The sequence below is a fragment of the Mucilaginibacter sp. UR6-1 genome, from assembly GCF_020880975.1.
Taxonomy (GTDB): Bacteria; Bacteroidota; Bacteroidia; order Sphingobacteriales; family Sphingobacteriaceae; genus Mucilaginibacter.
In genome coordinates this window covers 129899-143225 of sequence record NZ_JAJIWP010000004.1, presented here as the reverse complement: position 1 = coordinate 143225, position 13327 = coordinate 129899, and the positions used below count along the sequence as shown (strand labels likewise).

Annotated in this window: 14 protein-coding genes; 10 read left to right on the top strand and 4 right to left on the bottom strand. The window is 44.7% G+C overall.

What is annotated here, in order from left to right:
• Positions 1–139 precede the first annotated feature (139 nt).
• Entirely contained in the window at positions 140–2044 is a 1905-nt protein-coding gene (gene acs / locus LJ707_RS15980) for an acetate--CoA ligase (protein ID WP_228952839.1), read from the top strand.
• 604 nt (positions 2045–2648) lie between these two features.
• On the opposite strand, the gene LJ707_RS15975 is transcribed toward acs, so the two are convergent.
• Positions 2649–3119 (bottom strand): DUF4293 domain-containing protein, encoded by a 471-nt coding sequence (locus LJ707_RS15975; RefSeq protein ID WP_228952837.1) that lies wholly within the window; start codon positions 3117–3119, stop codon positions 2649–2651.
• A gap of 137 nt (positions 3120–3256) precedes the next feature.
• On the opposite strand from LJ707_RS15975, the gene truA reads away from it, so the two are divergent.
• Together truA and LJ707_RS15965 are read left to right on the top strand one after the other, a co-directional pair.
• On the top strand, positions 3257–4027 hold the full coding sequence (gene truA / locus LJ707_RS15970; RefSeq protein WP_228952836.1) for a tRNA pseudouridine(38-40) synthase TruA: 771 nt from the start codon (positions 3257–3259) through the stop codon (positions 4025–4027).
• Positions 4028–4058: 31 nt separating this feature from the next.
• On the top strand, positions 4059–5918 hold the full coding sequence (locus tag LJ707_RS15965; RefSeq protein WP_228952835.1) for an ABC transporter ATP-binding protein: 1860 nt from the start codon (positions 4059–4061) through the stop codon (positions 5916–5918).
• Positions 5919–5927: 9 nt separating this feature from the next.
• Here the strand turns inward: LJ707_RS15965 and LJ707_RS15960 are convergent, their stop codons facing one another.
• Positions 5928–6164, bottom strand: coding sequence for a hypothetical protein (locus LJ707_RS15960; RefSeq protein WP_228952834.1), 237 nt, complete (start codon positions 6162–6164; stop codon positions 5928–5930).
• Between the two features lie 225 nt (positions 6165–6389).
• On the opposite strand from LJ707_RS15960, the gene LJ707_RS15955 reads away from it, so the two are divergent.
• The 6 genes from LJ707_RS15955 (at position 6390) to LJ707_RS15930 (ending at position 11312) form a co-directional block, all read left to right on the top strand.
• Complete coding sequence (locus LJ707_RS15955; RefSeq protein WP_228952833.1) at positions 6390–7268, top strand: ABC transporter permease; 879 nt, start codon at positions 6390–6392, stop codon at positions 7266–7268.
• Between the two features lie 41 nt (positions 7269–7309).
• On the top strand, positions 7310–7579 hold the full coding sequence (locus tag LJ707_RS15950; RefSeq protein WP_228952832.1) for a DUF3098 domain-containing protein: 270 nt from the start codon (positions 7310–7312) through the stop codon (positions 7577–7579).
• Positions 7579–8373 (top strand): undecaprenyl-diphosphate phosphatase, encoded by a 795-nt coding sequence (locus LJ707_RS15945; RefSeq protein WP_228953154.1) that lies wholly within the window; start codon positions 7579–7581, stop codon positions 8371–8373. The genes LJ707_RS15950 and LJ707_RS15945 overlap by 1 nt, the downstream gene beginning before the upstream one ends.
• A 72-nt stretch (positions 8374–8445) precedes the next feature.
• Positions 8446–9162, top strand: a complete 717-nt coding sequence (gene truB, locus LJ707_RS15940; RefSeq protein WP_228952830.1) for a tRNA pseudouridine(55) synthase TruB — start codon at positions 8446–8448, stop codon at positions 9160–9162.
• A 69-nt stretch (positions 9163–9231) separates the two neighbouring features.
• Complete coding sequence (locus tag LJ707_RS15935) at positions 9232–10158, top strand: bifunctional riboflavin kinase/FAD synthetase (RefSeq protein WP_228952828.1); 927 nt, start codon at positions 9232–9234, stop codon at positions 10156–10158.
• An 80-nt stretch (positions 10159–10238) separates the two neighbouring features.
• The gene (locus LJ707_RS15930) at positions 10239–11312 is read left to right on the top strand and encodes a DUF2157 domain-containing protein (protein ID WP_228952825.1); all 1074 of its coding nucleotides are present in this window, start codon (positions 10239–10241) and stop codon (positions 11310–11312) included.
• A gap of 53 nt (positions 11313–11365) precedes the next feature.
• Here the strand turns inward: LJ707_RS15930 and LJ707_RS15925 are convergent, their stop codons facing one another.
• Complete coding sequence (locus LJ707_RS15925) at positions 11366–11929, bottom strand: type 1 glutamine amidotransferase domain-containing protein (protein ID WP_228952823.1); 564 nt, start codon at positions 11927–11929, stop codon at positions 11366–11368.
• Positions 11930–12042: 113 nt separating this feature from the next.
• Here LJ707_RS15925 and LJ707_RS15920 point away from each other — a divergent pair, with 113 nt between their 5' ends.
• Positions 12043–12225, top strand: coding sequence for a hypothetical protein (locus LJ707_RS15920; RefSeq protein WP_228952817.1), 183 nt, complete (start codon positions 12043–12045; stop codon positions 12223–12225).
• Between the two features lie 74 nt (positions 12226–12299).
• On the opposite strand, the gene LJ707_RS15915 is transcribed toward LJ707_RS15920, so the two are convergent.
• A complete protein-coding gene (locus LJ707_RS15915) occupies positions 12300–13307 on the bottom strand; it encodes an aspartate-semialdehyde dehydrogenase (RefSeq protein ID WP_228952815.1) in 1008 nt (335 codons plus the stop codon).
• Positions 13308–13327: the final 20 nt, after the last annotated feature.

Below are 13327 nucleotides of genomic sequence, written 5' to 3'. Positions count from 1 at the left end.
CTAACAGACAATAGTGATGTGGAAAATTTTTAAAAATCTTTATTATCAACACAAAAGCATGTTGAAAACTGTATTTTAGGCGAGTTAGTTAACCCCACGGCTGATAATATTTTATAACCAATTTTAACTTTTTAAATCAATGAAGATCACTTCGTTTGAGCAATACGAACAAGCGTACAAGCAAAGCGTTGAACAACCTGAACAATTTTGGGCTGATGTTGCCGGGAATTTTACCTGGAAAGCTAAATGGGATAAAGTACTGGAATGGAACTTTAAGGACCCGGATGTTAAATGGTTTAGTGGGGCCAAACTTAACATTACCGAGAACTGCCTTGACCGCCATTTGGAGCATAACGCTGATACCCCGGCCATTATTTGGGAACCAAATGACCCGGGCGAAGATTTCAGGATACTTACCTATAAACAATTGCACGATAAGGTTTGCCAGTTTGCCAATGTGCTAAAAAATAATGGGGCCAAAAAAGGCGACCGTATTTGCATATATATGCCTATGGTGCCTGAACTGGCCATTGCCGTTTTGGCCTGTGCCCGTATTGGCTGTATACATTCGGTAGTATTCGGCGGATTTTCAGCCCAATCCATTGCCGACAGGATAAAGGATGCCGATTGTAACATCGTGATCACATCTGACGGGGCTTACCGCGGGAATAAAGATATACAAATGAAAAACGTGATAGACGATGCGCTGGTGCAGTGCCCGTCTGTTAAGCGTACCATTGTACTTACCCGCAGCCGTACCGCCGTATCTATGATAAAAGGCCGTGACGTATGGTGGGAAGATGAGATTAAAAAAGTGGAAACACAAGGTAATCCGGAATGCCCGGCCGAAGAAATGGATGCCGAGGATATGCTGTTCATCCTGTATACATCAGGTTCAACCGGCAAGCCTAAAGGTGTGGTGCATACCTGCGGTGGTTACATGGTTTACGCGGGTTATACGTTTGCCAACGTGTTTCAGTACAACCCCGGTGAGGTGTATTTTTGTACGGCTGATATCGGCTGGATAACGGGGCACTCATATATAGTTTATGGTCCGCTATCGCAAGGCGCTACTACGCTGATGTTTGAGGGCGTGCCAACCTACCCTGATGCCGGCAGGCTTTGGGATATTGTAGAGAAGCATAAGGTCAATATTGTATATACCGCCCCAACAGCCATCCGCTCTTTGATGAGTTTCGGGCTCGATTTTGTGAAGGATAAAGATCTGAGTACGCTCAAAAAGCTGGGCTCGGTAGGTGAGCCTATTAACGAGGAGGCCTGGCACTGGCTTGATGACAACATAGGCCACAATAAATGCCCGATAGTTGATACCTGGTGGCAAACAGAAACAGGTGGCATAATGATAACGCCAATTGCGGGTGTTACACCAACCAAACCGGGCTACGCCACCCTCCCACTGCCGGGTATACAGCCGGTATTGGTTGACGAGAACGGGCAGGAGATAGAAGGCAATGGTGTAAGCGGTAACCTGTGTATCAAATTCCCTTGGCCGGGTATACTGCGTACCACCTATGGCGACCACGAGCGTTGCCGCACCACTTATTTTGCTACATACGATAACCTGTACTTTACCGGCGATGGCTGCCTGCGCGATGAGGATGGTTATTACCGCATTACCGGCAGGGTTGATGATGTGCTCAATGTATCCGGCCACCGTATAGGTACCGCCGAGGTAGAGAACGCTATCAATATGCACAGCAGCGTGGTGGAGTCAGCCGTTGTAGGTTATCCGCATGACATTAAAGGACAGGGTGTTTATGCTTACGTGGTGAGCCCTGATATGCACGAAAATCCTGAGCTTACCCGTAAGGATATTATCATGACTGTATCGCGCATTATCGGCCCTATTGCCAAGCCCGATAAAATTCAGTTTGTGAGCGGATTGCCAAAAACAAGGTCAGGTAAGATCATGCGCCGCATTTTGCGCAAAATAGCTGAGGGCGATACATCCAATCTGGGTGATACCTCAACGCTGCTTGACCCGGCAATTGTGGAAGAAATAAAACAGGGAGCTTTAAAGTAACCCCTTATAAATCTTCCCGAGGAGGAGGACTTATACATTTGCGTCATTGCGAGGTACGAAGCAATCCTCGAGCGATTTCGATAGGATTATCCTAAAGAGATTGCTTCGTACCTCGCAATGACGCGTCTTTTCAATAATAATCCAAAATAAAAAGCGCGCGGGCCTGCCGGAAAACCGGGCCAGGGAGTATGGCCTGTGGGTGGAAGGTTTTTTCCGGCTTGATGTTTGGTTACTTTGCATCTAAGGTAAAGTAACTGGCCTCTGCGGCCAAGAGCAGAATGACGATAGTTAAAGCATAATATCTCAACTACAGTACTTTACTCAAATCGCTTCATCCTGTCCTAAATTTCTTTTGAGTGATCAAAAGAAACAAAACTTAGCGTTAGCGATCTCATGAGCTCAACTAAAAAAAATAACAGCGAATAAATCGCCGGCTGTTTAATTTTCTATAAAAGGTAGTGCATCATCAGTGCTACCCGAAAATTAAGAGGCCGGATTGTAGGGTATTATTGGGTGTGCTTTTCGTGATGATATTAGGTGATGGCTTAAAAACAGAAAAGGCGGGAATTATTCCCGCCTTTTCTGTTTTTATGAGTTTCAGTATTTATCTCAACCTATCTGCCGAGCGTACCAGCTTTTCATCTCGCTGTATGGCACGTGCCGCCAGTATAACCAGTATAATAGCTATCGAGCTTAAAAACATGCCGATGCCCATGTTGCCAAATTCTAATTGCAAGCCGCCTTCAACAACACCCTTTACGGTTTGTGCCATCCAAAAGCTAAAGCCGATAATAACCAGTATGGTGCTATAGCACAATGCTATTTGCTGCTTGCGCTTCTTGTAAAAAAATATCACTACCGTGGGTAAAATAGCTACAGGTACAGCCAGTATTTTAAGGGCGGTAAACACAATGGTGTATGTTTTGCCATCAGTTAATTGCTGATAAACACCCTGTATATTCACGTTTGATATGGTGCCGTTAATATTAACATTATTAATAAGCGGAAAAACATACAGGCCCAGCAATATCAGTGTGGCCAGAAAGAGGTAAACAGTTTGTATTCTTTGTAACATAATGTAAATGGAATGTGCAATTTAACTTACGCAGCAAAGATAGAATTGTTTAAATAATAGGTTAAGATTTATTTGTAAACAAGAGTTTACTTCGTGCAGGTCAATATCCGCATAAACAAATTGCTACCTTTGCCTGCGTGACCACCCAACGTTACTTTATTGAACTGGCTTATGATGGTACGCGTTATCATGGCTGGCAAATACAGCCCAACGCGTTAACCGTACAAGAGCTTTTGAATAAGGCGCTCAGTACCGTGTTGCGCCAGCCTGTTGAAACCACCGGCTGCGGCCGTACCGATACCGGCGTGCATGCCACAGCGTTTTTCGCGCATTTTACACCCCAGTCTCCTGAAGGCAGAGCGGTTAATACACCCACTTCAGGGAGTTGGGGGGCTCGACTTAACGCCATCCTGCCAAGTGATATCGCTATAAAGAATATAATATCTGTACATACTGATGCCCATGCGAGGTTTGATGCCACGCTGCGTTCATATGAGTATCACATACATTTTAATAAAGATCCGTTCAGGCATAATTATTCGTGGCTGATTAAGGACAAGCCGGACGTAAAACTGATGAATGAAGCGGCCGCGACTATTATGGAGTATGTTGATTTTAGCTGTTTCAGTAAATCAAACACACAGGTAAAAACCAATAATTGCAGAATCAGCAGGGCCGAATGGGTAGAAACAGATGGCGGCCTCATATTCCATATATCAGCCGACAGGTTTTTACGTAACATGGTGCGTGCTATTGTTGGTACGCTGATGCAGGTTGGCCGTAAGGCGATACAGCCGGAAGCAGTACGCGCCATTATTGAAAGTAAAAACCGAAGCGAAGCCGGAACATCCGTGCCTGCATGCGGGTTATATTTAACAGAAGTAAAGTATCCGTTTTTGAGCCCCTAACCCCCTGAAGGGGAATGTATTGAACCACAATATGAAATTATTTAAGATCTTCAAATCATCAAAGGCCACCCCTTCAGGGGGCGGGGGGGGCGTTACCGGAAAAGCGCTTGATTGGAAACTGCTTGGCAGGGTGATGGGTTATGTGCGGCCTTATCGTGCTACGTTTGTAATATCGGTGGTGCTCACTGTTTTTTTAGCGGTAATAGCGCTGGCACAGCCTATCCTGATCGAAAAAACGCTGGATAATAACATTGTTACCGGCGATTATAACGGGCTGGTATTTATGGTTGGGCTTATGCTGGCGCAGTTAGTGGTGCAAACGGTGGCGCAGTATTATCAAACTTATTTAACCAACACGTTGGGGCAGTCAGTAATTCGCGATTTGCGGATTGATGTTTTTAACCATATCAGCACACTGCGATTAAAGTATTTTGACCGTACGCCTATCGGTATGCTCATTACCCGTACCGTATCTGACCTGGAAACTATTGCCGATATTTTTGCCGAGGGGCTGATCTCTATCATGGGTGATATGCTGTTGCTGATCGCCATTATTGCTTACATGTTCTCGCAGGACTGGAAACTGGCATTGATAACCTTGCTGCCTATGCCTTTATTAATGTTAGCTACCTCAATTTTTCAGGCGGCAATTAAATCAGCCTTTCAGGATGTGCGTACGCAGGTAGCGCAGTTGAATACCTTTTTGCAGGAGCATATATCAGGCATAAGTGTGATACAATATTTTGCCCGCGAAGACCAGGAATTCCGCAAGTTTAACGAGGTGAACGAAAAACATCGCGACGCGCATATCCGCAGCAACTGGTCGTACTCCATATTCTTTCCGGTTATTGAGATATTGTTTGCTGTATGTATAGGCCTGCTGGTTTGGTATGGCTGCAAACGTATTTTAACAGATGAGCAGATCAACGCGTTATCAGCATCAAAACACGGTATCACCACCGGTACCATTGTTGCCTTTATTACGCTGCTTAACTTATTATTCAGGCCAATCAGGCAACTGGCCGATAAATTTAACACCCTGCAAATGGGCATGGTAGGTGCCGACCGTATTTTTAAGGTGCTGGATACTGACGAAGTAGCCGAGAACAAGGGCTTGCTTAAACCGGCCGTGTTAAAAGGAGATATCCGTTTTGATAAGGTATGGTTTGCTTATAATGATGATAACTGGGTACTCAAGGATATCAGCTTTCATGTTAAACCCGGCGAAACGCTGGCGCTGGTTGGCGCTACCGGCGCGGGTAAATCATCAACCATAAATATCCTCAACCGCTTTTATGAGATAGGTAACGGCGAAGTAACTATTGACGGGCAGGATCTAAAGGATTACGAAGTGAACTATCTGCGTTCGCGTATTGCTACCGTAATTCAGGATGTGTTTTTATTTAGCGATACCATTGCCAATAACATCAGCTTAAACAATCCGGGTATTACACGTGAACAGGTTATAGCCGCGGCTAAGGATGTTGGCGCGCATGAATTTATTGAGCGCCTGCCGGGTGGGTATGATTATAATGTACAGGAGCGTGGCGCCACGCTTTCGGCGGGGCAGGCGCAACTCATCTCGTTTATCCGGGCTTTGGTGTATGATCCGGCTATATTAGTGCTTGACGAGGCCACCTCATCTGTAGATACCGAAACCGAGCACCTGATACAAAGCGCTATACAAAAGCTTATGCAGGGCCGCACCGCTATTGTAATAGCCCACCGCCTGTCAACCATACAAAATGCCGATCATATTATCGTGCTCGATCATGGAGAGATCAAGGAGATGGGTACCCACCAGCAACTGCTGCGCATTGAGGGTGGATATTACCGTAAGCTTTACGATCTGCAGCTCAACTCAACAGGCATCACCCGGGATGTTTCCTAACGGGATTATTTAGTCGGGCTGAACCTGGCCTTTATCTGCACCCTCTTCGGCAGGCGGGTTTTTAATGGGGTCAACAGGCTGTTCCTCATTTTCATGCTGTTTGGCTATGTTTTCCTGTTCGGGCTCGTTGGCTTTATAAACTTTATCTTCCTTTTTCTTCACGCTTTCGTGCCCGTTATCAGCGGGCCTGTCGGTAGGCGTGTCTGACGGGGAAGGTTTTTGATGATCGTTAGCTGGCTTTGTCATGTAACAATAAACAGGTGTTGCAGTATATTGTTTATAAGGCTAAGGGTAATTAAAAGGCATTGCCAGCGTTAATTTTTGTTAAACACAGGCAGTTGTACAGTTAAAAGGATATTTAATAACATATAAACTTTTACCTTTATAGCGGGTTTGTTAATTTCGCCAATACGGCTTTATGTAATTACTTAAAGCCCTTATGTAAAACATCTCAAAATCTGTTAGCAATAAATGGAAGAATTTGAAGCAAGCGCATCGGCACAAAAAACCAAATCGATATATATATCAACCGTGTTTGGTTTGGCCATGGTATTATTGATGATAGGTTTGCTGGGCCTTATACTGGTACACGCCAATAACCTTTCGCGCTATGTGAAAGAAAATATTGTACTCAATATATTTGTTGACGACTCGGCCCACGAGCCCGATGTGCTTGAGCTGCAAAAACAGCTCGAAAGCAATGTAATGGTTAAGCAAACGCAATACGTAAGTAAAGAGCTTGCCGCCATGCACCTTAAAGATGATCTGGGCGAGGATTTTGTGAAATTCCTTGGCTATAACCCGCTTTCGCAATCGCTGGATGTGTACCTCAAGGCTGATTATACCAACAATGCGAGCATTGAAAAATTTAAGGCCACACTGCTTAAAAATCCTTTGGTAAAAGAGGTAAAATACCAGCAATCACTGGTTGATGATATGAATAACAATATCACTTCTATCAGTTTAGTGATACTGGCCTTTGCGGGCATCTTTATCGTAGTATCGGTAGCGCTCATCAATAATACCATCAGGCTGGCCATCTACTCGCAAAGGTTCCTGATCAAATCAATGCAGTTGGTAGGGGCTACAAAATCATTCATCCGTAAGCCTTTTATTGCTTATGGCATATGGCATGGTTTGCTGGGCGGCCTTATTGCCATTATTATTTTGATGGGTACGCTTTACTTTGCCCAAATGCAGATACCTGACCTGGTAGTGCTGCAAAACTATACCGAATTTGGTTTGGTATTTTTAGGCGTTATAGGCATCGGCGTTTTCATTTCGGGGTTAAGCACTTACCTGGCTGTTAACAGGTTTTTACGTTTAAAGATCTATCAGCTATACCGTTAATCAACAAAAATCTATCACTCAGTAAAATAATTACATATAGCATGGCACAACAACCAGCAAAACCGGTTACCACCTTCAGGACGGCTGCAAAAACCGCCCAGCCCGAAACACCAGTTAACTTTATTTTCAATAAGGATAACTATAAGCTATTCATTATCGCTATTGCCATTGTGGCTTTAGGCTTTGTGTTGATGGCCGGTACTACCGACATTTACAGCACTACCAAAATTGTTATAGCGCCCGTAGTTGTGCTTGCAGGTTTTGGAGTTGGGTTTTACGCCATATTACGTAAACCGTCGGCTAAGGCATGATCAATATGGTGCATGTCATAATCCTCGCTATTATTGAGGGGCTGACAGAGTTTTTACCCGTATCATCAACCGGGCACATGATCATCGCTTCATCAGCCATGGGCATCGCGTCCGATCCTTTTATCAAGCTGTTCACCATCGCTATACAATTAGGGGCTATCCTGTCAGTAGTGGTGTTATATTTTAAACGCTTTTTTCAGTCAACCCGCTTTTATTTTAAGCTGCTTGTAGCCTTTATACCGGCTGCTGTGTTTGGCTTTTTGTTAAGCGATGCCATTGATAAATTGCTTGAAAGCGCGTTAACCGTAGGTATAACCCTGTTTTTAGGCGGCATTGTTTTATTATTTGTTGATAAATGGTTTAACAAGCCGTTAATTAATAAAGAAGAAGATATCACCTTCCCGATAGCGTTGAAGATCGGTTTTTTTCAATGCCTGGCCATGATTCCAGGTATGTCGCGCTCGGCATCAACCATTATTGGCGGCATGACGCAGAAGCTTAGCCGTACCGCCGCGGCCGAGTTCTCGTTCTTTTTAGCCGTGCCTACCATGTTTGCGGCAACAGGTAAAAAACTGCTCGACTACTACAAGGATGGCCACACCTTTACTGGAGAAGAAATGAAATTTATGCTGGTAGGTAACGTGGTTGCCTTTATAGTTGCGCTGTTGGCCATACGTACTTTTATCAGTTTTTTGGAGCGCAAAGGCTTCAGGTTATTTGGCTGGTACCGTATTGTTGTGGGCGGCATTATTATAGCCCTGTATCTGAGCGGCCACAACCTGGAAGTGATTTAAAATAAAATAACGATATTTGTATTAATAGCGATGGGTGTTTAGTCCATCGCTATTTTTGTTACATAGTATTACGTGAAAGATAATTATACCAACATACAGGAATTTGCCGAAGGGCAACTGCTGCTCATTAACAAGCCCTACCAATGGACGAGCTTTGATGTGGTGGGCAAACTGCGCAACGCCTTTAAGCCCCTAAAATTAAAAGTAGGCCATGCCGGTACGCTTGATCCGCTGGCTACGGGGCTGCTCATCATCTGCACTGGTAAAATGACCAAGCAGATCGACACTTTTCAGGCGGAAGAAAAGGAATATACCGGTACTATGGTGTTGGGTGCCACCACCCCATCGTACGATATGGAAACCGGGGTTGACCAGACTTTTGACCTGAGCAATATATCTGTTGAAGGAATGCGTGCCGCTCTTACACAATTTACAGGCACCATACAGCAATACCCACCGGCGCATTCGGCTATTAAAATTGACGGAGAGCGATTATATGAAAAAGCCCGCCGTGGCGAAGAGGTGGAGCGCCGTGCCCGAGAAGTTACCATAGCCGAGTTTGAACTTACCCGCATTGAACTGCCCGAAGTTGATTTCAGGGTGGTATGCAGCAAGGGTACCTACATCCGTTCGCTTGTGCATGATTTTGGTGCGGCCCTGGGCAATGGTGCTTACCTGTCGCGCCTGCGCCGTACCCGCAGCGGTAACTTTAAAATTGAAGATGCCCGCGAGGTGATGGAGATGGTGAACATTGTCAGGGATTTGAAAAATCAGGAATCCGTAGCCTGAAAGTAATATTGCAGTTATGTTACTTGTAAAAGCATCTACCTGTAAGGCTATCAATTACATTTGTGCGCAATGAAAATCTACCATCATATTGATGAATTTACCGCTATCAACAATGCCGTGGTTACCATTGGCACATTTGATGGCGTACATATAGGCCACCGGAAAATTATTACAGGTTTAAAAGAGTTGGCAGCAACATCGGGCGGCGAAACGGTTATACTTACCTTCTTCCCGCATCCGCGGATGATATTGCATCCGGAGGATGAGGGTTTAAAGCTCATCAACACCATTAATGAAAAGGCTGAACTGCTGGAGCAGTTGGGTATCGACCACCTGATCATTACACCATTCTCCCGCGATTTCTCTAATCAAACCGCAGAGGAATACATACGGGATATACTGGTAAATAAGATAGGTACCCGCAAGATCGTGATCGGCTATGACCACCGCTTTGGTAAGGATCGCCAGGGTAGCCTGGCCGACCTGCTGCGCATGGGGCCGGTTTACGGTTTTGATGTGGAGGAGATACCCGAGCAGGATATTGATGATATTGCCGTAAGCTCAACCCGCATACGCACAGCGCTGCTTAATAATGATATTGAACATGCCAATTCATTTTTGGGCTATCAATTTTTTATAACGGGCAAGGTAATGCGTGGCGACCAGATTGGCCGTACTATAGGCTATCCAACGGCAAACATCCTGATTGAAGAACATTATAAGCTGATACCTGCTGATGGTATATTCGCTGTGAAGGTTAAGCTAAAGGATAAGGAATATAAAGGTATGGCCTATATTGGCCAGCGACCAACCATCAATGGCATTACCCGCAATATTGAGGTAAACATATTTAATTTTAATACCGAAATATACGGCGAACAATTGCGCATGGAGTTTTATCATTACGTACGCGGCGATATTAAATTTGCTTCCCTTGATGAGCTTACCGCCCAGTTGGCTAAGGATCAGGAAGCGGTGTTAAAATTGCTTGAATAGAAGCAGTTGCATATTAATTAATTTTATAATACATTTAACATGATGGCCAATGTAAAGCCGGTATGTTGAAATAAAAAACAATGCCCAAGTTAAATCTCGATAAACAGGAAAGTGAGTTTCTGAACAGCACCATCTCTCATTGGGAAAAAGAAGGCCTGCTGGATAATACCTACGCCCAAAAGCTCCGTTCATCATACGAGGTTAAGGGTTTTGACTGGATGCGCCTTGCCAAATATTCCTTTTGGATAGCGTTGGCCTGTGGTGTTATCGCCATTGGGTCGCTTATAATAAATGATGCGGTTATTGAGTGGCTGCAGCAACTATATTATACGCCCGATATTGTAATCAGCATTATTGCCGGTGTAGCCGCCGCCATATTTTATTACCAGGGCCGCAAGCGCGAACGTTTATTTCCCGAACAGGTTTTTAGTAACGAGGCACTGATATTTACAGGCGTGCTTTTTACGGCATGTTGTATAGCCTACCTGGGCAAAAGTTTTGATAACGGATCGGGGCATTATTCGCTGCTCTTTCTGCTTTCGGTATTTGTATATGGCTTTTTGGCCTGGCGTATGGATTCCAGCCTGATATGGTTGTTCGCGCTTATCTCGCTGGGTAGCTGGTTCGGTACCGAAACAGGCTACCAAACCCGGTGGGCCAATTACTTTTTAGGCATGAACTACCCGCTGCGCTTTGTAGTTTTTGGAATAGTGCTGGTATCCGTAGTTTACCTGCTTCGCTCAAAAAAATGGTTCGAGCGGTTTTGGGAACTCACCTACGTAGTGGGCCTGCTGTACTTATTTTTATCCTTGTGGATGCTAAGCATATTTGGCAATTACGGCAGTGTGGATGCCTGGTACCAGATCAAGCAGATCAGTTTGTATTACTGGGGTATAATATCGGCCGCTGTAGCGGGCTGCTTTTTATGGCTGGGCCTTAAAACAAAGGATGCCATAGCCCGCGAATTTGGTATTACCTTTTTGCTGATATTCATCTATACCAAATATGTTGAGTACTTGTGGGATCATATTGACCATACCATATTCTTTACCATCCTGGCTCTTTCGTTTTGGTTTATCGGCCGTAAAGCCGAACGCATTTGGAATATCCGAAGTGCTAAGGATAGTAATCATGATGGTGTGATAAACGCATAAACAAAAGGGGCGCAATTTGCGCCCCTTTTGTTTACTTAACGTGCGGATGTTTGTTAGCTTTGGATAGCATCTTCATGTATGCCCTCGGCTATTTCCTCAATGGTTTTGCGGTTAAAGGCTTCCAGGTCGTCAGGTGTGCGGCTGGTTACTAAACCTTTGTCTGTAACTACTTCCTGGTCTACCCATTCGGCACCTGCATTCTTTAAATCAGTTTCCAATGATGGATATGAGGTAAGCGTGCGGCCTTTTATCATGCCTGTTTCAATCAGTAATTGCGGGCCGTGGCAAATGGCTGCCACCGGTTTTCCTTCATCCAAAAACGCCGAAGCAAAGGCCACAGCCTCTTTGTTCAGGCGTAGTTTGTCGGGGTTTAATACGCCGCCGGGTAATACCAGCGCGTCATAATCATCCGGACTGGCCTTGCTCAGTTCAACGTCAACCTCTACCTCAATACCCCAGTCGGTATGGTTCCATGCTTTTATTTTGCCGCTTTTTGGCGATATGATATGCACTGTGGCACCTGCTGCCTCCAATGCTTCTTTAGGGCTGGTTAACTCCACCTGCTCAAAACCTTCTTCGGTAAGGATAGCCACCTTACGATTGCTTAACTTTGCCATAATGTTTGTATTTTTTAATTTTTATTAAACTAAATTAACTACAATAATTACAGGCAAAGGGCGATAATAGTTTTAAACTTTATTAAATTGGCCGCTCCCAAAACTATTGGTTTATGACGAAGCAATACATCATCATGTTTATTATTTACACCGCAATTATGGCAGGTGTTTATATGGTAATATTCAATCAGCAGTTCTCGGTAGCCTTCATTAAAAGCGTAATAGCGGGTATACTGTTTGTAGGTTTGTACCATTTACTGGTACGCTGGTTAGGCAAGCGTAAAACAGGTGAGTAATAAAAAAGGGATAACCAACCGGCTATCCCTTTCATTTATTTTCAAGTCTCCCCTTCGGGGAGATTTAGAGGGTTTTACGCCTCTACACCCTGTCCTATCAAATTCTTAGCAGCCAGATACTCCGCTATTTGCACAGCATTGGTAGCAGCGCCTTTACGCAGATTGTCTGACACTATCCAGCAGTTCAGTGTATTGTCCTGCGTTTCATCACGGCGGATGCGGCCTACAAATACCTCGTCCTTATCGTGCGCGTCAAGCGGCATCGGGTATTTCAGGTTTGCGGTATCATCAACCACAACCACACCGGGTGCAGCGGCTAATAGCTCACGTACTTCGGCCAGGTCAAAATCATGCACAAACTCAATGTTTACTGATTCCGAGTGACCGCCCATAACCGGGATGCGCACCGTGGTAGCAGTTACCTTAATGCTGTCATCGCCCATTATCTTTTTAGTTTCGAGGATCATTTTCATTTCCTCTTTGGTATAACCGTTCTCGGTGAACACGTCAATCTGCGGGATCACGTTCAGGTCGATAGTATACGGGTATGCCATCGGGCCTTCAACGCCATTACGCTCGTTGAATAACTGGTCAACCGCCTTAACGCCTGTACCGGTTACCGATTGGTAGGTTGATACTACCACGCGTTTAATTTTATATTTATCGTGCAGTGGTTTTAAGGCCACCACCATTTGTATGGTTGAGCAATTCGGGTTGGCTATAATTTTATCCTCAGCGGTCAACGTATCGGCGTTTACTTCGGGCACAACCAGCTTTTTGGTGGGGTCCATACGCCATGCTGATGAATTATCAACTACCGTAATACCGGCCTCGGCAAATAAAGGAGCCTGAGCCAGTGATGTGCTGCCGCCTGCTGAAAATAAAGCAAGATCCGGCTTCTGTTTAATCGCATCCTCAACAGAAACCACCTTATACTGCTTACCCTTAAAAGTGATCTCTTTACCAACACTTTTTTCTGAAGCTACGGGGATTAATTCTGTTACCGGGAAGTTGCGTTCATCAAGAACCTGCAACATTTTAGTGCCTACCAAGCCTGTGGCACCTACTACTGCGACTTTCATTGTTTTTAAAAAATTGTTTT

Bases quoted from the DNA above. Each gene is read 5' to 3' on its own strand.
- LJ707_RS15930 (WP_228952825.1), top strand. From the start codon at position 10,239: ATGCCCAAGTTAAATCTCGATAAACAGGAAAGTGAGTTTCTGAACAGC.
- LJ707_RS15920 (WP_228952817.1), top strand. From the start codon at position 12,043: ATGACGAAGCAATACATCATCATGTTTATTATTTACACCGCAATTATG.
- LJ707_RS15965 (WP_228952835.1), top strand. From the start codon at position 4,059: ATGAAATTATTTAAGATCTTCAAATCATCAAAGGCCACCCCTTCAGGG.
- LJ707_RS15915 (WP_228952815.1), bottom strand. From the start codon at position 13,307: ATGAAAGTCGCAGTAGTAGGTGCCACAGGCTTGGTAGGCACTAAAATG.
- LJ707_RS15925 (WP_228952823.1), bottom strand. From the start codon at position 11,929: ATGGCAAAGTTAAGCAATCGTAAGGTGGCTATCCTTACCGAAGAAGGT.
- LJ707_RS15950 (WP_228952832.1), top strand. From the start codon at position 7,310: ATGGCACAACAACCAGCAAAACCGGTTACCACCTTCAGGACGGCTGCA.
- acs (WP_228952839.1), top strand. From the start codon at position 140: ATGAAGATCACTTCGTTTGAGCAATACGAACAAGCGTACAAGCAAAGC.
- LJ707_RS15960 (WP_228952834.1), bottom strand. From the start codon at position 6,164: ATGACAAAGCCAGCTAACGATCATCAAAAACCTTCCCCGTCAGACACG.
- LJ707_RS15955 (WP_228952833.1), top strand. From the start codon at position 6,390: ATGGAAGAATTTGAAGCAAGCGCATCGGCACAAAAAACCAAATCGATA.
- LJ707_RS15975 (WP_228952837.1), bottom strand. From the start codon at position 3,119: ATGTTACAAAGAATACAAACTGTTTACCTCTTTCTGGCCACACTGATA.
- LJ707_RS15935 (WP_228952828.1), top strand. From the start codon at position 9,232: ATGAAAATCTACCATCATATTGATGAATTTACCGCTATCAACAATGCC.